Source organism: Acinetobacter higginsii, assembly GCF_000369525.1.
GTDB classification, from domain to species: domain Bacteria; phylum Pseudomonadota; class Gammaproteobacteria; order Pseudomonadales; family Moraxellaceae; genus Acinetobacter; species Acinetobacter higginsii.
Genome location: NZ_KB850064.1, coordinates 1 through 18,874 on the forward strand (window position 1 = coordinate 1; position 18,874 = coordinate 18,874).

Sequence of the window (18,874 nt, forward strand, 5' to 3'; positions counted from 1 at the left end):
AAAACAAGCATTTCCCATGCTTATTGGGGAGTAGATTATCACTTATAGGCGTGGTCTAAAATCCTAGAACCACATCAATGGATAGATGCAGACCAAACTCTGGATACCTACCAACACGAGAAATATGTCGCAATTTTGCATAGACATGAATTTGATAAAATCAGCCCAGAAAGCCAGAAAGTCATAAAAACTATTTCATCAATCCCCTATAACTTAATCACGTTCATGGTCGATCTTAAATCTTGCGAAAAGTACTCATGCTGACCTAGCCAAACTGTAAAACTCATGTATTCATAGCCTTTAAATGATTCTTTCAATCGGTATCTTTAAGGTAAAAACTAGTAATCAGAAGTTATTATCATCCCCATATAAAACAAGCATCAAATTAAAAACAATAACTTAGTGAATTATTCTTCCATTTTTTTTATATTTAGTGTTATTAGTTGCCACGAACCTCCCCCTGAAGCTGAATATTCAACTTCCACAAAAACAGCTTTATATGCAATAATCCAATAATGGTTACACTGAGTACATGAAAGATTTTTAGCCATGTGTTACCCTGCACCAAAATAAATTTGAAATTGATATATGTAAAAAATTAATGAGTGGAATAAACTTTTTCGGGATTGAGATCGGCTTTACCTAAAATCACATTGAGCAATGACACGCTAATAATCAAAATTACTCCAAATATCTGCGCATTGGAAAGCTGTACATTGGCGAACAGGCTGGCAAGAATGACTGCTGTTAATGGTTCAAAAATAGTATAAATAGAAGCTTGTGATGCCTTTAAATACTTCAATCCATAGGTATATAAAGCAAAAGGTAATAACGTCCCAAACACAATTAATAAGATACAGGCAATCACAATATTGAAGTCTATATTCGAGACCAGACTTTCAATTTCTTGGAAGTGAATAAAGGGAAAAATCGCAAGCGCACTAACCATCATTGAACTGAACAATAAAAAAGTCGGGCTATAGTGGTCAATAATATCTTTACCAATCACCCCATAAGCAGCATAACAAATGCCTGAGGCTAAACCAAATAGAACCCCCGTCATATTGAGCTGATTATCACCAAGCATCATACATGCAACACCACTCACAGCCACAAGAGTGAGCATCATTGACTTTAACGTTATTCGCTCTTTCAAAAAAATAAAAGAAAGTACCACACTCCAAATAGGAGCAGTATAAAGCAATGCTACTGCTATAGCTGGTCCTACATGTTGTACCGCATTAAAATAACAGAAAGTCATTCCAAGCATACCGAGTAATGATTGAATGACCAATTTAGGAATATCTTGAAATTGCAGTGTTCGTAAAACCTTATAAAGAAAAGGTAAAAAGGCCAATAAACAAATAAATGTACCGACAATCCGCAATCCTGTTACTGAACTATTACTCAAGCCTGCATTTGCCAATTGGGTACTGGCAATGCCTAAAGTCCCCCAACCAACTGCCCCCATAATGACCAATAAAGCACCAAGCCATTGTGATTGTGTATTCATATTTTTGTTCCCTATAACAAATTTACAAAGGTCTCATCCAAGAGGATTAGACCGTGACAAGTTTCGCTTTATTGCTCTGAACCAATACGCTCATGCTAAATAAGGCAATCACAATTAAAATAAAGGCTGGTGCTAAAGTACTGCCTGTACTATGAATCAACCATGTTGCAAGTAGTGGAATCGTACCGCCCAGCAGTGCATTCGCTGTATTAAAACTAAATGCAAAACCGGTATAACGCACATGCACAGGGAAAAGCTCAGTGAGGTATGCAGGCAAACTGCCATCATTCATCGCAAGTAGGCTACAGAAAACCAATTGAATGATAATCATGCCAATAAATGATGTATCAGATAAGAAGTAGAACAGTGGGAAAGTTAAAATTATAAAGCCTATACATGCCATAGCTAACATTTTATTGCGGCCCATACGGTCAGAATATTTACCCATCATAAATACAATGCCGATGTAAAATGCTAAAGAAATAGCGCCTGAAATAAAAGATTCGGTTTTATTTACCCCTAATTCAGTCGACAAATAATTTGGCATATAGCTAAAAATTAAGTAGAACGCAGTCGCATTTAAAGATGCGATTGCAAACGCTTTAAATAATGGCTGACGGTATTCTGTAAATAATGCTTTAATCGGGAAAGTTTCTTTATGGCTCGTTTTTTGATGTGCCAGAAATTCGGGGGTATCTTCAAGTTTTAGACGAATGAAACGACCAATTAAACCCAGTGGCGCAGCCAATAAGAATGGTATTCTCCAGCCGTATTCATATAAGAATGATTCTGACATCCATGCAAACATGGCAGCTGACATCAATGAACCCAACAATAAACCTGCGGCTGTACTGGCTGGCACTAAGCTAGTATATAAGCCCTTTTTATTTTTAGGGGCGTATTCAGCTAAAAAGTTAGATGCACCAGCATACTCACCTGAAGCGGAAAAGCCTTGAATCATCCGAAAGAAAAGCAATAAAAGTGGTGCAAATATTCCAATAGAAGCATAATTTGGTAAGAGCGCAATACACATAGTTGCCAATGTCATAATCATAATTGACCAAGACAGTGCATGTTTTCGCCCATATTTATCACCAATATATCCCCAGAAAATTCCACCAAAAGGCCGAACAATAAAGGACAAAGCAAAGATGGCGTAGGTTGACATTAATGCAACTACAGGATCACTACTTGGAAAGAAAACCAAAGCAATCACAGTGGCTAAAAAACCATAAGCAGCATAATCAAACCATTCAACAAAGTTACCAATAAAACTTGCAGTAGCAACGCGTTTTAAAGTGTTTTGATCAGATTTAGCTTTTTCATTCATATTATTTTCTCCACCAAAAAAGGCATCCCGATTTGGGATGCCTTGTGACTTATGCCTTGATAATGTTGTGCTCAGGGCCATAAGGGAATTTAGTGATATTTTCAGTGCCTGATTCAGTCACCACCAAAATGTCGTGTTCACGATAACCGCCCGCACCTGCCATACCTTGTGGCAACATAAGCATAGGTTCCATTGAAATCACCATTCCAGGTTCAATCACGGTATCAATATCTTCACGAAGCTCTAAACCAGCTTCACGACCATAGTAGTGGGAAAGTACGCCGAATGAATGTCCATAACCAAAAGTACGGTATTGAAGCAAACCTTCTTCAAGGTAAATTTCATTTAATTCGTTAGCAATATCGCAGCACCGTGCACCAGGTTGAATCAGTTTCAAACCTGCCTCATGCACTTTGACATTCGCTTGCCAAATTTTTAATGAAGCATCATCACAGTGGTCAAAGAACTGAGTCCGTTCAAGTGCAGTGTAATAACCCGCGATCATTGAGAAGCAGTTCAGACTTAAAATATCGCCTTTTTGCACTTGACGAGTAGTCACAGGATTGTGTGCACCATCAGTATTAATGCCTGATTGGAACCAAGTCCAAGTATCCATTAATTCTGAATGCGGAAAACGTTTAGCAATTTCACGCACCATCGCTTGTGTCGATGCCAACGCGACTTCGTGCTCGTGCACACCTTCTTTGATAGCCGCAGTTAATGCAAAACCGCCAATATCACATACGGCTGCGCCTTGTTTAATGTGCGCAATTTCTTCGAGAGATTTCACCATACGCAGCTTCATACAAGTGGCACTAATATCGACAAACTCAACATTTGGCAAGAATGCTTTCAGCTTGTTTAATCGCTCAATCGGCAGATGGTCAAACTCAACCCCTACACGACCTTTGTTGGGAATTTCTTGTGCAACAGCACGGAAATAGTTATCACGCTGCCAATCGGTATAGACCACATTGTAGTCACCTACTGTACGACGCCAAGGTTGACCACCATCAATATTTGCAGAAATACTCACCACTTTTTGATCTGTAACTACTACACCAAAAAAGCGACCAAATGAGCAATACAGGAAATCAACGTAATAGTTGATGTTATGCATAGAGCTGAATAAAACTGAATCAACTTGTTGATCCGCCATCATTTGACGTAATTTTCTATGACGGTTTTCATATTCTTGTTTTGAGAAAGTTGACTGCACTTTTTTACCATTTTCAATCGTTAAAAGTGCAGGTAACGTATCTTTCACCATATTTGCTTGAATATTCATCACTAATACCTTTCATGTTGTGTGTCTGTATGAATCAAGCATAGGTATTTTTGAAACGTTGTTTTTTTCCAAAATCGCTAAAAAATTGTCAAAATTCGACAAATTAAAAAGCTAATTCCAAAATGCCACGTTCATTTTTCGGAGAATAATTAAATTGGTTTTTATAGGCTTTATTAAAACTAGACGCATTAGCAAAACCGCAGGCTAATGCTACATTAGAGACGCTCATAGAAGATTGTTTCAATAAATTTTGTGCATGTGTTAAGCGTATATTTAAATAATATTCTTTGGGAGAACAGTCGAAATGCATTTGAAATGAGCGTTCTAACGTTCGTGTTTGACTATGAATCAAATGACAAATTTCTAAAATATTTAATGGTTCATTAATATTATTTTCCATTAAACGAATTGCCTCTTTGACAAGAGGATGAATATCTTTACCCTGCTTCGAGATGGGTTGGTGTTGAATATCCGTATTTTCACGCAAGTGATGTACAATAAATTGTTCACAAATTCTCTTGGCTAAATTGGCATTGTAATGTTGCTCCACGAGTTGCGAACACATATCTATGGATGCAAGCCCCCCCGAGCAGGTAAATCGGTTCCGATCCAAACTAAAAATATGTGGATTAAAATTAACTTGCGGAAATTCTTCTTGTGCAGCTAAAGAGTTTTCCCAATGTAAACTCGCTTGATAACCATTCAATAGATCTGCACTTGCCAACACATATGCACCAGTACAAATCCCACCTAAAGCTATATTCGCCTGATCTAAACGCTTCAAAAAAATTTTATGTAATGGGTTATTCAACTTAAAAAGCTGAAAACCACCGCAAATAAACACAATATCCATTTCAAAAAGATGCTGTATTTTGCAAGTATGCTGCACCTGCAAACCATTGCTAGCACAAGTATGATGCCCATCTAAACCTGTCACATTCCATTGATATAAATGACTTTTTTCAACATAATTTGCCATTCTAAAGACCTCAACAGCATTTGAAAATGCTATCATTGAAAATCCATCAAGAAGTAAAAAACCAATACGCTTTGCTTGAAATGAAGTCTTCATTAAAGAAATCTCTTTAAGAGCTAATTTTTTAGTTAAGCAAATTACGTACCAAATAAGATGATTTTACATAATTAATAATTTCAGCCGATAAATTATTTTAAAGTAGACTTGAACTTAATTCTCAATGACTTTATTCCATAATGTTATCTAAGCATCTCCTTACATGTTTCCTCTTTACACATGCAATATCATCAGAGCTACAATACTCTTACAATATCAATCATTAAAGTCTGCATCACACCAAACATGATCCGCAGACTGAATATTTTAGGTCTTAAAAAGATAATCTTTAAAATAAAAAATAACGCTGAGCCATTGGTAATACCTCTGCTGGCTCACAAGTTAAATGCACGCCATCTGCCCGTACTTCGTAAATTTCTGGATCAACTTCCATCACTGGTGTATAGGTGTTGTGCTTCATGTCAGCTTTGGAAATATTACGCGTGTTTTTACATGCAGAAATGATTTTCTTCAGACCTAATTTTTCCGCTACGCCATTGTTAATTCCTGCCTGAGACAAGAAGGTAATACAGGTGTTATGTGCACCGCGCGCATTTGCGCCAAACATTGGACGGTAATGCACAGGCTGTGGTGTTGGAATGGACGCATTGATGTCACCCATTGGCGCTGCTGCAATCATACCGCCTTTAATAATCATGGCAGGTTTAACACCAAAAAATGCAGGTTTCCACAGCACCAAGTCTGCCAGCTTGCCTTCTTCGACCGAGCCGACTTCATGACTTAAACCATGGGTAATCGCTGGATTAATTGTATATTTCGCAATATAACGTTTAACCCGTTGATTATCGGTATGTGGCGTATCACCTTCTAGTGGTCCGCGCTGCACTTTCATTTTATGTGCCGTTTGCCATGTACGAATAATCACTTCTCCTACACGTCCCATTGCCTGTGAATCGGACGACATCATGGAAATTGCGCCCAAATCTTGCAAAATATCTTCCGCGGCAATGGTTTCACGGCGAATTCGGCTTTCGGCAAACGCAACATCTTCTGAGATTGCAGGATCTAAATGATGACACACCATCAGCATGTCCAAATGCTCATCAATGGTATTGACGGTATAAGGACGGGTGGGATTGGTTGAAGATGGTAACACATTGGCTTGACCAATGGCTTTTAAAATATCAGGGGCATGCCCACCACCTGCACCTTCGGTATGATAGGTGTGAATGGTACGCTGTTTAAATGCCGCCAGCGTTTCTTCCAAGAAGCCACTTTCATTTAAAGTATCGGTATGAATGGCAACCTGAACATCGTATTCATCGGCAACCGTTAAACAGTTATCGATGGCAGCGGGTGTGGAACCCCAGTCTTCGTGCAATTTCAAACCCACCACACCCGCTTCAATCTGCTCGCGGACAGGATCCGGTAAACTCAAATTTCCTTTGCCCAATAGTCCAATATTCATGGGTAAATCATCGATGGCTTGCAACATGGTCGCAATATGCCATGGTCCCGGTGTTACCGTGGTGGCGGATGTTCCCGCTGCTGGACCTGTTCCACCACCAATCATGGTGGTTGTACCTGACATGAGTGCAGTTTCCACTTGCTGCGGGCAAATCCAGTGAATATGCGTATCGATGCCACCTGCAGTGAGAATTTGACCTTCCCCTGCAATCACTTCCGTGGCAGCTCCCAACGGAATGGTAATATTGGGTTGTATATCTGGATTCCCAGCCTTGCCAATTTTCCAGATACGACCATTCTTTATACCGACATCAGCTTTCACAATGCCCCACCAATCGACAATAAGTGCATTGGTAATAACGGTATCAGCAACATCATCTGCCAACAATTGGGACTGTCCCATGCCATCTCGAATGACTTTACCACCACCGAATTTAACTTCTTCACCATAAGTGGTCAGGTCTTGTTCGACTTCAATAAACAGTTCCGTGTCCGCCAAGCGAACACGATCTCCTACTGTTGGTCCGAACATTTCCGCATATGCACGACGTGACATTTTCATCATAGATTACTCTAAATTCTTAAAAGATTTTGATGGCCCGACTTAGTCAAGTTTCCCCATCACTCGACCCGAAAAGCCATACACTTCACGCTTTCCAGCTAGTGCCACCAACTCGACATCTCGGCTCTGACCTGGCTCAAAACGTACTGCGGTGCCTGCTGCAATATTCAAACGGTAGCCTTTGGCACGCTCGCGCTCAAATTGCAAAGCATCATTGGCTTCATAAAAGTGAAAATGTGAACCAATTTGAATCGGTCGATCCCCAGTATTCGCAACCGTTATTTTTAGGGTTTCACGTCCAACATTTAACTCAATATCGCGATCTGGCGTAATTACTTCACCTGGAATCATCTTTATTCCTTATTGTTCTTTACATAATCGGTTGATGTACAGTCACCAGTTTTGAGCCATCTGGAAAGGTTGCTTCAACTTGGACTTCAACAATCATTTCTGCAATGCCATCCATCACATCATTGCGGCTCAGTAAAGTCGTGCCGTAGTGCATCAACTCGCTTACGCTCATGCCATCGCGTGCACCTTCAAGCAAGGCAGCAGAAATATACGCAATCGCTTCAGGATAATTCAGCTTTAAACCACGTGCTTTACGGCGCTCTGCAACCAAGCCCGCAGTAAAAATTAAAAGTTTGTCTTTTTCTGTTGGATTTAATTCCATATCTTTTACCTATTTAAACGTGGAGATGCTTTGCTCATGAGCCGTGCATGACCAAAATTGCGTTGTATCATTTTGTCTTGAAATTACAGGCTAAAATGACTTTAAGTTCTCCAAATACGTGGAAATTCTTCATCCAGATCGTACCAATAGCGTCTTAATCTAGCTCTGATGGCAGCAAAGGCATCATGACATTGCCGAACATCATTCCCCAAATAGCGCGCACAAATCACATCATCCAAAACCGTTAAGGTGACAGGTACATCCATACGCATCATCAGTTCACGGATTAAATCCAAATACTGTTCTAAATCTAAACTGGCACGATATTGCATGGGGGGCACGGCCCAGAAACTCCCCATCACAGATTGACCATGCATGCCTAGGCATGAACTTAACCAGCGGTCATTGCCCTTAAAACTTAAAGTATCTGCCACCAACAAAGTTTGATTACGGAACAATTTGAACTGGTTGCTATAGGCACCATCACTAAATTGCTCTTCACGTGCTTGGCGACCAATGACCAACATGTCCCAACCAATAAAACTGGCTGCATGATCCAAATGAATGATGGTTTCTGAATGCGCATTCGCACCATTAAACAGCATGGTTTCTTGCGGCAGCCATTCAAAAATAGCATCAGCATTCAAACAAATATTGATATGCTGATAGGCCTTTTTACCATTGGTTTTGTACCATTTACCTGCGCCCGGGGTGGTCACTAAGGCATGAGCCTGCGCATCGACAGACATATCAAAAGTCAGGTGATCCCCACCCGCAATGCCCGCAGGTGGATGCACAATAATGGCATGGCAAACCCCTGTTTTTTCAGGCCAAAGCATTTTTTGTACCCGAACAGGACCATAATGTTTGCGGTGATGTAACACCGTGCATTCAGGCTCTTTTTGAGCCTGAAAACCGAGTTCCAACTTGGCAAACCATAATTGAGCATCATGCGTTCGACTGACGGTTAAATCCTGCATGCTTCCTCTGCGTGATCAATACCAATAATTTTCTGTGCTGAAATTTGTTCATCAAAACGACCTAAAAATCATTAAGCCAAACCAATCAATGCAACAACTGCGGCAATTCCACCGACAATTTTCTTACCATGTGGCACATATTTTTGTACCAATGCACCTAAACCCAAGCCACCTGCGTAGATACAAGACATAGCAACAACCATGCCGAAGACTAAACCGATCACATGACCTGAATGACTCAATTCGGCACCATGCGCCATACCATGAAAACTTGCTAAAACCATAGTCGCAACTGCAAACAGTCGATTGGCTTTGGTCCATAGGGCAATGGCAAGAACAGATAAGGAGAAAACAATGCCGTATTCAGCAATATTCGCAGAAACCATATGCAATTGTCCAAGGCTAAAACCTGCAATCATGGCAATAACTAAACCCAACAATCCACCTACTTTCCAACGATTAGCCGCTGACCACAGCAGCACACCAAAAGCGATCGCCATCGTGAGGTGATCAATTCCAGTAAAGGGATGAATAAAGCCCGTTAAAAAACTATTCTGTTGTTCATGACCAGGATGTGCCATTGCCCACATTGGAAAAGCTGCGGCGAAAGTGGCTAAAGTTCTTTTTAAATAAGTCATTGTGTTTCCCCGAATTACGCTTTGAATAGACCTTGTTTTTCAATGAACGAAATAATAATTTCCAGACCTTCTTTGGTTTTCATATTGCTAAACAAGAACGGCTTATCCCCACGCATGCGTTTAGCATCTTTGTCCATTACACTTAAATTTGCTCCGACCATAGGTGCCAAGTCTGTTTTATTGATAATCAACAAATCAGATTTGGTAATGCCCGGACCACCTTTACGTGGAATCTTTTCTCCCCCTGCCACATCAATCACATACAAGGTTAGATCTGAAAGCTCAGGACTAAACGTCGCCGCCAAATTATCCCCACCACTTTCAATAATAATCAGCTCAAGTCCATCAAACTTTTCACATAAATCATCAATTGCCGCGAGGTTAATAGACGCATCTTCACGAATGGCGGTATGCGGGCAACCACCCGTTTCTACCCCGACAATACGCTCTGGAGACATGGCTTCATTGCGGGTTAAAAAGTTTGAATCTTCTTTGGTATAAATGTCATTGGTGACGACCGCCATATTATATTTTTCACGTAAGGCCTGACATAAATTCAAGGTAAGTGCCGTTTTACCTGACCCGACTGGTCCACCAATTCCTACACGTAATGGGCTACGTTGTGACATGTTTTATCCTCTTAAAATTATGATCTGAATAGTCTTGAATATTGGGTCTCGTGGTGCATACTTAGCATGGCATATTGCGGTAAGGCACTACTGATTTCAGTGTCTTGCAGCTCCAGTGCACGCGCAATTGCTTCGGGAATAAGCGCATGTAAATGCCACAAAATACGCTGACCACTCATTTGCCCAAGTGGTAGGGTTTTGACTGCCGCCAAGACCTGATTTTCTAAAACGGTAAAGGTATACGCTGTAAGTACTTCGGATTGATTTAGCCCCAAGGTGCCACACAGGCTTCCATACACTGGAACAAAGCCCAGCTGTTTTTTCACTTTAATGGGTTGCTTTAATACGTCTCTAATCCATGCATTTAAAGAAAATGCCAACTGCTTCGATTCCGCCAGTAACTCTTTACTCTCACGGCTGGCGCGGTAAAAGTTTGCCCAGTAAGTAAAATTTTCTTCGTCATCACTGTATTGCATTAAACGTTTCAACACAGGTAACTCAAAACGAACCAAGAGCATTTCCAACACTTCTTCAAAATAAGCAATGCTGGAGGCTTCATCATGAATCAGCCCTCGATCAATAGCACTTTCCACACCTTGTGAATAGCAATAGGCTCCTATCGGTAACGCAGTTGATGACAAGGTCAACAGGCTGAGTAGTTGCGATAGATTAGTGATGGACATGATGTAAAGTCTTGATTGGGCTTAAGCGATGATCATGTTGATGTTGTGCATAGGCACCGCTTTCAGGTTCAAAAGGATGATCTACCTCTGCAACGTTTAATCCCAAACCCACTACCATTTCAGCCAGTACATGATCTGGTTCGAAATATAATGCTGTTGGCGTCAACATTAAGGGAACGTGACGATTGCCGAGATGATATGCAGCTTTTAATAAATCAAACTCTTGCTGAGCCGAAACTTTCATCAATTTTTCTGGTTTCGCTTCAACTTTAAGAATATTTCCGCTCTCCGTCGAAATATATGATCCACTGCGTAAAATGCCTGTACGCGGCAAATCTGCACCAATATCTACCCCATTTTTTAAAGTTGCACGAAAACGGCTCTTTTGGCGCGTATCGAAAGTCAGCTCAATGACATCAAAGTCACAATTTTCTGTAACTACTTCTAATCGTTGAGTATAAATTTCCATTTTTTCTCCATGCTTGACTTTGTTTTAGGACTGCTTTTGATCCAAATTGATTCAAAATATAAATCGCTTTCACAAAATGCACCACCTCAACGTTCAAAGCAATTATTGCGCCAATTTTTCTACATACACCACATTTAAGCGTATATATTGCTCAGAAACTCCAAATGAAAACTTCAAGAAAATATGATTTCTCATTTAAATGATGTCAGGACATTTAAGACAAAAATAGCAGCTGTCGGGTTATTCGAGATGGATGTTGTATCCACTCTTTGGATTAGAATAGATTTTTCCGCACTTTTTCTAGAGTTTTCCCAATAAATATTAAAAAACCCTGATGCAAAATCATCAGGGTTTATGATTTGATCGAAATTGAGCTTATTAAAAAGCAGATATCTGAAAAATCATTTATTTTTCCAAAGTCTTACATAGAGAACAAATAACACCTTTGTGCTTATGTGAATACATAATATCAGGTCTTTCATAATCTTCATCACATGACACACAATGATAGACTGTTGCTATAGGTAGCCCAGTAGCATCATAACGTGATTCTTTTACCCCATCATCTGTAGCTTTAATATAATATTTTCCTTTCGTAATTAAACCCATGATTGGAGTCAAAACAAAGCCCAAAATCAGAGCAATTAAAGGTGAATATGGCATTAGAAATTCACCACACTTTGTGAATCAATCATGATAAAGCTCGTTTGTTCTTTGCGTCCATTGCTGATACGGGCCTCGCCAACTACATTTTTTTAAAGCTTGCTCAAGTATGCTAGGTTCAGTTTCTGAAGACTTTTTTTCCAAATCGAGAAGTAATAATGCACAGTGCTTTTAGGTGGGAAGTCTCGAGGAAGCATACTCCATTTGCATCCACTTTTTAGAATATAGAGCAATGCGCAAAATACTTCATAGACATCAACGACTCTTGGACGTGTTTGTTTTCTTCCGCTCAATAGTAACGGTTTAATTTCTTTAAAGGCTTCTCGACTAATGTCGCTGGGATATGGTTTTCTCATGGGGGAAATTTAACAAATTATTTTTTCAATTGCTAAAAAAGAATGAAATTAATATTGGATAGGCTCTTATATAAATTTTCCTAATTACAAAAAAATAGTGTAGCAAGTTGCTACACTTTTTTTACTTTATTTTTCTAACATTCGTTTTAGGAAAGCTTCTAATTCTTGTAAATTTTGATCATCGAATTGGCCGATTTTTAAAGATACCTTTAATGTATTATGGTCAAATTTGATATTACCAGCAACTTTCCCATCATATTCAATTTTATGTACAATTGAAGTTTGAATTACTTCTTTCGTTTCTTTTGATTTAAAGATTTTTTCAGCTAGTGATGTCAGTTTTGTCTGTTCAACTTCTTTTTTAAGCAATTTTGACCATGCTTCGAATAATGCTTTTTTAGCATTTTCATGGTTTTCATCATGATCTGATAGAAACTTTTTCACTGCTGTAGCAGCGGTCCGTGCTAATAATGAGGGCTGTTTTTCCAAATCTTCAATCAACTCTCCAGGTAATTTTTCAAAAGATAAATATTTATACATATCCTCACGATTCATACCTAATGACTTTGCTAACTTCTGCTTATTTTTTTTTAATTTTTCATCCAAAGAAGTTAATCCAACATATATTTCATAATCTGTCAGATCTTCTCGCTTTAAATTTTCAGCTAATGTTAATAAAGCAACTTCTTCATCCGATGCATCAATAATGATTACTTCAATGGTGTTCTTATTGAGAAATTGGTGGGCTTTCAATCGTCTTTCACCAGCAATCAACTCATATTTATCATTTATTCTACGAACGGCAATTGGTTGTAATAGCCCAATTTCCTCAATTGATGCTGCTAAATCTTCAATATCTTGTTGATTAAAGAGTTTTCGAGGCTGGTTAGGGCTAGCCTGAATATCTGTAATTTGTACATTACGTCTTAGCTCTTTGACATCATTAATATGCTCTTTTTGGGCATGTTGATGCTTTTGAGTATTTTGCTGAAGACGTTTAGCCAATATCTCTTTATTACTTACCATAGTATTTCCAGAATTATATTATTTGACACGCTGAACAATTTCTTGTGCTAAAGTTTCAAAAGCTTTTCGAACTTTTGAGTTTTTATCAACAGATAATAAAGGTTGTTGCAAAATTGCAGCTTGATTAACTTTAGTGCTCATTGGAATTGTGGTATGCAATAATTCTCCAACTTGATTAAATGCTTCATCTTTTATTAATTTACATACATTCTGACGCTCATCATGTTTAATTAATAAAGCACCTAAGAGTTCTAATTCAGGGTTAACTCTTCTAATTTTACTTAAGTGATTAATTAAATCAGTAACACCATAGAGACCGTATTGTGAACCAGATTCAATTGGAACAATAACATGTGTCGAAGCGGCTAAAGCATTGCTAGTTAATAATTTTAAGCTCGGAGGACAATCAATAAGAATGTAGTCATATAATCCTTCTAGAATTTCCAATTTATTTGAAAGTTCCTCGGTTGGTCTTGGTGCATCATCTTTCAATTGATCTTCAGTTTTACCAAGAGTTAATGAGCCATATATTAAGGAAACATTTTTAAATTTTGTTTCTTCTTCTAATGCTTCCGATAATAAACTTATATCACCAATGAGTAATTCCGCTGATGTAGTTTCAACTTCGCTAGGGTGTCTTAATCCTATATGTAAACTTGCATTTGCTTGTGGATCCAGATCAATTACTAAGACCTTATTTCCTAATTCAGCAAGTTCTGAAGCAAGATGTACTACAGTAGTTGTTTTCCCGCAACCACCTTTATGATTAGCTACAGCAATGATTTTAGTTGACATATTTGTCTTAAGGAATTTACTTTGATTTCATTTAATATAAAGATATTTGTAGCAACTTGCTACAGTTCCTTTGTCATATTTTTATCTTTTGAATTCAAAAGATGTGGAAAAAACATTTCTTAACTTTTTTTAAAAATATAGCTAGCTAATTTTAATTAGTATTAATTAGTATTAATTAGTTAATTATAATTAGACAAATTTTATTTCCTTAAAATCAAATAGATAGGATTCTTAAAGTGGAAGGCGTGTCACTAATAAGTGGAAGGCCTGTCATTGATAAGTGGAAGCCCTGTCACCTATAAGTGGAAGGTTTGTCACTAATTAGTGGAAGGTCTGTCACCGATAAGTGGAAGGTTTGTCACTATGGTGGAAGACTTGTCATTGTGATTTATTTTAATGTGGATTTTTTAATTTAAAACAAAACAATTCAACTGCTTGTGATGTTGATAAGTTTGTTTTTATTGAAATAAAGGTGGAAGACTTGTCATTAGATGTTTTTTATTCTGTGGATAAACTATTTGTATAAAATTTAATGGATAACATGATGTTTAATAGTCAAGAATATCGGAATGGTGGAAGGCTTGTCACTTTAACAGTGGAATGTGTGTTGATTAATTCCACTTTAGTGGTGCTGTAGGCTATTCCTATTTTCAAATTGATTGCTTTAGCGACACGGATGAATTATCAAAGGTGGAAGAATTGTCACTTAAAAGTGTTTAATTTTATATTAATTCCACCATAAGACTAAATAGTATCAAAATTGCACTTTAATAGTGACACTTCTTCCACTCTTAAGGTGTTTGATGGGCATAAACTGAGTTAATTTAATGTAAGGAAGAGAAAATAGTGAGCGGTTTGCATCTTCTTCCACTTTTGTGTATAACATGTAGAAAATATTTTAATCTTTCCACTTATGAGCAATCACAACGAACCAGAAGAATTAGAACATCTACCTTATTGTATTGGTAATATTCGACATAATGGAGTAGTCAGCACTAGTAACCGTCTGATTAGACCAATTGAATTATCATCTAATGAGTATAAAGCTCTACTTTATGCGATGGCTGTTGCGAATTATGGTGAGAAGAATAATCAAGATCGTGAAATTACAGAGCAAACTTATATTTATTTGCATAAAGATGATTTAGGCGAACTATTAGGATTAGATAAAAAGAATTCCATTAATGTTGCTATTGATCGTATTTATAAAGAATTATCATCACGAGTAGCCCATTTTGTAATTGAAGAGTCCGTGGATGATAATAAGCGTAAAGTTAAAAAAGTACACTCAGTAGTACCAATTATTCGTGAACTCCGTTGGGAAGATGATGCTAAAAATGCTTTGCAGATACGTTTCACCAGTGAAGTACTTCCATATTTTACTCGTTTAGCAAATGGAAATTTTACAACCTATCAATTGAAAGATTTATTTGCTTTGGACTCTGTCACCAGTATGAGTTTGTATTCATACTTTATCAAAAATGAATTTAAGTATGCTAATCAAGATTCTTATGAGGTTGAACTTTCACTTGAGAATATCAAAGCATTAATTGATATTGGGGAGAAAAAATACGATCGTTGGGTTGATTTTAGACGATACGTTTTAGACAAAATTATTGAAGAAATTAATGAAAGGACTAGTCTTCAATTAGAATACGATACCATCAAGAAAGGTCGACCTATTGTCGGAGTTCGATTTAAAATTCTTAATAGGCATGCCACGGAAGTTGTTGTATCTAATACTAATGATAAGACTCAAATCTATTTAGATGTCAATTTTGATGATAATGCGCTTGTTAAAGAATTAGGTGCGAAGTTCGATATGACCGTAAGGTCTTGGTACATCTATGCGAACGACCCAAATTATAAACAGTTTAGTAAGTGGTTTAAGACAGAAGGGTGCTTAACTGAATCTCAAGCAAATGTAATAGTTAATGATATTATGTTCCAAATGGATTTTGCTGTAGCTGGCAGTTCAATGAGTGAATTTAAGAAAGAAATGAAATATAAATTGAAAAATAATCCAAATTTTGTAAAAGAAAATAGAAAACGATTGAATGAAATATTTGGAAAAGAAGTTATATGACAGTGTAGCAACTTGCTACACTGTTTACGATAATGTGTAAAATAAGCTTGATATCAGTTTAGGTTATATTTTGATAGCTAATTAATAGACCTATGAACTCATAATCCGTTGGTCGACAGTTCAAGTCTGTCTGGGCCCACCAAATTTTATAATCATATGCACTCATATGATACTTAAACCCTTAATTCTAAAAGAGTTAAGGGTTTTTTATTGCTTTGTTTAAACTTATATAACTTCGTATGGGAACACGCTCTGTGTATCCTTGTTTGTATCCTAAATTTAAAATATAACTCAGGGATACACCAAGGAAAAAATTACTGGAGATTCCATAAGTTATGAATGTTTTTGATGTTAATACTCACGATGATATTCGTCTAAGATCTGTATCGCAGAATACAAAGGTTCGCCGAAAAAAAAGTGTTGAAGAAATTTATAAAACACTTAAACCCAAAGCGAAAGAATATCGTGAGCCTACTGATATTCCAGGTTTGTATTGTAGGGTTAAACCGAATGGCAAAAAACATTGGCAATATCGATATAAGAATGATCAAGGAAAATGGGCATGGATAGGATTAGGTAGTTATCCATCTGTAAGTTATGCGCAAGCACGTGAAAAAGCAGAGGCCATGACGCTAGGTGAAATACTAATTCAAACACAGGTTGAGATTAAGAAAATTCAGCTTGAGGAGGAAAAGGCTTTATTCTCGCATCTTATTTATGAGTGGTTAGAGCGAAAAAAGCAGACTTGGGCTGCTGATACTTATAAAAAGGAAAAACAATCGGTTGAACGACATTTAATTCCTGTCTTTGGACATCGACCATATAAATCAATTACACCAGCAGAATGGTTGGAGTTTTTTACTAACAAGCAAATGAATGAAGGAATTTATAACAGAATTGAAAAGCTTATTTCATGTTGCTCAGGTGCTTATGGTTTAGCAAAATTTAAAAAAGGTATTTTATATAATCCATTGGAAGGGATTGGTGATTATTTAGCGAAAGGGGAATCTCAAAGTATGAAGCATGTAGCTATTCAACAGCTTCCAGAAATGATTTCATTAATTCGAAATTCCTCATCCAGACCGATTGCAATAGGCTTAGAACTTTTAATACATATGTTTCCTCGTCCAGGGGAATTGCGACAGGCGAAATGGGAGCAATTTGATTTTGATGAGGCGGTGTGGATACGTCCCTCAAATATAATGAAAAAAGGTATCGAACATGGGATTCCTTTGTCCAAGCATGTCATTAAATTATTGATGGAGCTAAAGAAAATTTCACCTGAAAGTGAATACTTATTCCCAAGTCGCGATAGCATTAATAAGCCAATTTCGAATTTAACATTTAATGCGGCATTGAATCGATTAGGTTATCGAGGAAAACAAAATCCACATGGATTTAGACATATTGCATCCTCCAATTTGAATAAACGCTATAGTGACAAATGGCAGGTGATCGAATCAGCATTGGCTCATTTAAAAACTGGGGTCAAGGGAGCATATGATAAAGAGGCACACTTAGAAGAACGATATGAAATCATGGAGTGGTGGAGTGGTTATATTGAGTCTTTACTTAAGCATTAATTTAAAAAAGTGGAGACTTTTGTGAGTTTTTGAACGGATGGGATTTGAATTGTTCATTTTTGCTAGGATGGTTTCTCTATTGTTAAATGAGGATCCTCAGTTGGATCATTTTAAAGCGCCTACATCACATACTCGTCGAAGGGCTTTGTTGCACAAACCTATCTCTAAAGGCTTATTCCACAATATAATTCTCAAATGAATAAGCCCACACCTAAAATCTATCGTACAACCAATTGGTCTTCTTATAACAGTGCATTAATAAATCGAGGAAATCTCTCAATTTGGTTTGATCCCAAGACTCAATGGTACGCTCAACCCAAAGGTAAACATGGTCGAAATCAAACTTATTCAGATACAGCCATCCAATGCTGTTTAATGATCAAATCCTTATTTCGTCTTTCTTTACGCATGGTCACTGGCTTTGTGCAAAGTCTCATTCATCTTTGTAGATTAGATTGGACAGCACCAGACTATTCCACCATCTGCAGAAGACAAAAGCATATTGATATTGCAATTAACTATCAAAAAAGCAGTAATGGTCTCCAGCTACTCGTCGATTCTACTGGCTTAAAGTTTCTAGGCGAAGGTGAATGGAAGCGTAAGAAACACCAACCTGAATATCGTCGCCAATGGCGTAAACTTCATATTGGTATAGATGCTGAAACCCTTCAAATACGCGCTATTCAACTCACTACAAATAATGTGAGTGATTCACAAGTGCTTGGTGATTTACTCGATCAGATTCCACAAGATGAGCAGATTGACTCTGTCTATACTGATGGGGCTTATGACACCAAGCAATGCCGTCAAGTAATTGCAGACCGACAAGCACATGCGGTGATTCCGCCAAGAAAAAATGCGAAACCTTGGAAAGATACAAAGACCAGCTCGCTAGAGCGAAATGAATTACTTCGAACAGTTAAACGTTTAGGGAGAACAATATGGAAAAATTGGTCAGGCTATCATCGCAGAAGTCTGATAGAAACCAAGATGCATTGCATCAAATTATTAGGCGATAAACTCCGTGCGAGAAACTTTCAAAGCCAAGTCAATGAGATTCATGCACGTGTGGCCGTATTAAATAAATTTACAGATTTAGG

17 protein-coding genes and 2 pseudogenes are annotated in these 18,874 nt (G+C 37.7%); 3 read left to right on the forward strand and 16 right to left on the reverse strand.

What is annotated here, in order from left to right:
* Nucleotides 1-598: 598 nt before the first annotated feature.
* The 16 genes and pseudogenes from F902_RS00135 to F902_RS00205 all read right to left on the reverse strand — a co-directional run bounded on the left by F902_RS00135 (nt 599) and on the right by F902_RS00205 (nt 14,105).
* Nucleotides 599-1,513: a DMT family transporter gene (locus F902_RS00135; RefSeq protein ID WP_001097154.1), complete on the reverse strand. Its 915-nt coding sequence runs from the start codon at nt 1,511-1,513 to the stop codon at nt 599-601.
* Between the two features lie 46 nt (nt 1,514-1,559).
* Nucleotides 1,560-2,843, reverse strand: coding sequence for an MFS transporter (locus F902_RS00140; protein ID WP_005199772.1), 1,284 nt, complete (start codon nt 2,841-2,843; stop codon nt 1,560-1,562).
* A 49-nt stretch (nt 2,844-2,892) separates the two neighbouring features.
* Nucleotides 2,893-4,131 (reverse strand): M24 family metallopeptidase, encoded by a 1,239-nt coding sequence (locus F902_RS00145; RefSeq protein WP_005199774.1) that lies wholly within the window; start codon nt 4,129-4,131, stop codon nt 2,893-2,895.
* Nucleotides 4,132-4,234: 103 nt separating this feature from the next.
* Nucleotides 4,235-5,203: a GlxA family transcriptional regulator gene (locus tag F902_RS00150; protein ID WP_005199781.1), complete on the reverse strand. Its 969-nt coding sequence runs from the start codon at nt 5,201-5,203 to the stop codon at nt 4,235-4,237.
* 289 nt (nt 5,204-5,492) lie between these two features.
* The gene (ureC, locus tag F902_RS00155) at nt 5,493-7,193 is read right to left on the reverse strand and encodes an urease subunit alpha (protein WP_026057473.1); all 1,701 of its coding nucleotides are present in this window, start codon (nt 7,191-7,193) and stop codon (nt 5,493-5,495) included.
* 42 nt (nt 7,194-7,235) lie between these two features.
* The gene (locus F902_RS00160) at nt 7,236-7,544 is read right to left on the reverse strand and encodes an urease subunit beta (RefSeq protein ID WP_004637154.1); all 309 of its coding nucleotides are present in this window, start codon (nt 7,542-7,544) and stop codon (nt 7,236-7,238) included.
* A 19-nt stretch (nt 7,545-7,563) separates the two neighbouring features.
* Complete coding sequence (gene ureA, locus F902_RS00165) at nt 7,564-7,866, reverse strand: urease subunit gamma (RefSeq protein ID WP_000422459.1); 303 nt, start codon at nt 7,864-7,866, stop codon at nt 7,564-7,566.
* 101 nt (nt 7,867-7,967) lie between these two features.
* Entirely contained in the window at nt 7,968-8,846 is an 879-nt protein-coding gene (locus tag F902_RS00170) for an urease accessory protein UreD (protein WP_004637156.1), read from the reverse strand.
* 71 nt (nt 8,847-8,917) lie between these two features.
* Nucleotides 8,918-9,484 (reverse strand): HupE/UreJ family protein, encoded by a 567-nt coding sequence (locus F902_RS00175; protein WP_004637157.1) that lies wholly within the window; start codon nt 9,482-9,484, stop codon nt 8,918-8,920.
* Between the two features lie 14 nt (nt 9,485-9,498).
* Complete coding sequence (gene ureG, locus F902_RS00180) at nt 9,499-10,113, reverse strand: urease accessory protein UreG (protein WP_004637158.1); 615 nt, start codon at nt 10,111-10,113, stop codon at nt 9,499-9,501.
* A 17-nt stretch (nt 10,114-10,130) separates the two neighbouring features.
* Nucleotides 10,131-10,796, reverse strand: a complete 666-nt coding sequence (locus F902_RS00185) for an urease accessory protein UreF (RefSeq protein ID WP_004637159.1) — start codon at nt 10,794-10,796, stop codon at nt 10,131-10,133.
* Nucleotides 10,783-11,265: an urease accessory protein UreE gene (gene ureE, locus F902_RS00190; protein WP_004637160.1), complete on the reverse strand. Its 483-nt coding sequence runs from the start codon at nt 11,263-11,265 to the stop codon at nt 10,783-10,785. Before ureE ends, F902_RS00185 begins: the two co-directional genes overlap by 14 nt.
* Nucleotides 11,266-11,670: 405 nt before the next feature.
* Nucleotides 11,671-11,952, reverse strand: a pseudogene (locus tag F902_RS00195) (allantoin permease); the annotation flags it as partial.
* Nucleotides 11,934-12,284 (reverse strand): annotated as a pseudogene (locus F902_RS21910) (transposase); the annotation flags it as partial. The pseudogenes F902_RS21910 and F902_RS00195, both read right to left, overlap by 19 nt.
* 126 nt (nt 12,285-12,410) lie before the next feature.
* Entirely contained in the window at nt 12,411-13,310 is a 900-nt protein-coding gene (locus F902_RS00200) for a ParB/RepB/Spo0J family partition protein (protein WP_005199790.1), read from the reverse strand.
* Nucleotides 13,311-13,328: 18 nt separating this feature from the next.
* Nucleotides 13,329-14,105 carry a ParA family protein gene (locus tag F902_RS00205; RefSeq protein ID WP_004637171.1) on the reverse strand — a complete coding sequence of 259 codons (777 nt, stop codon included), beginning with the start codon at nt 14,103-14,105 and terminating at the stop codon, nt 13,329-13,331.
* A 913-nt stretch (nt 14,106-15,018) separates the two neighbouring features.
* On the opposite strand from F902_RS00205, the gene F902_RS00210 reads away from it, so the two are divergent.
* The 3 genes from F902_RS00210 to F902_RS00220 form a co-directional block, all read left to right on the forward strand.
* Complete coding sequence (locus F902_RS00210) at nt 15,019-16,191, forward strand: replication initiation protein (protein WP_004637173.1); 1,173 nt, start codon at nt 15,019-15,021, stop codon at nt 16,189-16,191.
* Between the two features lie 335 nt (nt 16,192-16,526).
* A complete protein-coding gene (locus F902_RS00215; protein ID WP_004637174.1) occupies nt 16,527-17,774 on the forward strand; it encodes a tyrosine-type recombinase/integrase in 1,248 nt (415 codons plus the stop codon).
* 195 nt (nt 17,775-17,969) lie between these two features.
* The coding region (locus tag F902_RS00220; protein WP_005199793.1) for an IS5-like element ISAha1 family transposase at nt 17,970-18,874 on the forward strand (905 nt) is incomplete at its 3' end.

Excerpts from the sequence above, each read along its gene's own strand:
- F902_RS00145 (WP_005199774.1), bottom strand. The coding sequence starts at position 4,131 with ATGAATATTCAAGCAAATATGGTGAAAGATACGTTACCTGCACTTTTA.
- F902_RS00150 (WP_005199781.1), bottom strand. The coding sequence starts at position 5,203 with ATGAAGACTTCATTTCAAGCAAAGCGTATTGGTTTTTTACTTCTTGAT.
- F902_RS00210 (WP_004637173.1), top strand. The coding sequence starts at position 15,019 with ATGAGCAATCACAACGAACCAGAAGAATTAGAACATCTACCTTATTGT.
- F902_RS00170 (WP_004637156.1), bottom strand. The coding sequence starts at position 8,846 with ATGCAGGATTTAACCGTCAGTCGAACGCATGATGCTCAATTATGGTTT.
- ureG (WP_004637158.1), bottom strand. The coding sequence starts at position 10,113 with ATGTCACAACGTAGCCCATTACGTGTAGGAATTGGTGGACCAGTCGGG.
- F902_RS00175 (WP_004637157.1), bottom strand. The coding sequence starts at position 9,484 with ATGACTTATTTAAAAAGAACTTTAGCCACTTTCGCCGCAGCTTTTCCA.
- F902_RS00160 (WP_004637154.1), bottom strand. The coding sequence starts at position 7,544 with ATGATTCCAGGTGAAGTAATTACGCCAGATCGCGATATTGAGTTAAAT.
- ureA (WP_000422459.1), bottom strand. The coding sequence starts at position 7,866 with ATGGAATTAAATCCAACAGAAAAAGACAAACTTTTAATTTTTACTGCG.
- F902_RS00185 (WP_004637159.1), bottom strand. The coding sequence starts at position 10,796 with ATGTCCATCACTAATCTATCGCAACTACTCAGCCTGTTGACCTTGTCA.
- F902_RS00200 (WP_005199790.1), bottom strand. The coding sequence starts at position 13,310 with ATGGTAAGTAATAAAGAGATATTGGCTAAACGTCTTCAGCAAAATACT.
- F902_RS00140 (WP_005199772.1), bottom strand. The coding sequence starts at position 2,843 with ATGAATGAAAAAGCTAAATCTGATCAAAACACTTTAAAACGCGTTGCT.
- ureE (WP_004637160.1), bottom strand. The coding sequence starts at position 11,265 with ATGGAAATTTATACTCAACGATTAGAAGTAGTTACAGAAAATTGTGAC.
- F902_RS00135 (WP_001097154.1), bottom strand. The coding sequence starts at position 1,513 with ATGAATACACAATCACAATGGCTTGGTGCTTTATTGGTCATTATGGGG.
- F902_RS00205 (WP_004637171.1), bottom strand. The coding sequence starts at position 14,105 with ATGTCAACTAAAATCATTGCTGTAGCTAATCATAAAGGTGGTTGCGGG.
- F902_RS00215 (WP_004637174.1), top strand. The coding sequence starts at position 16,527 with ATGAATGTTTTTGATGTTAATACTCACGATGATATTCGTCTAAGATCT.
- ureC (WP_026057473.1), bottom strand. The coding sequence starts at position 7,193 with ATGAAAATGTCACGTCGTGCATATGCGGAAATGTTCGGACCAACAGTA.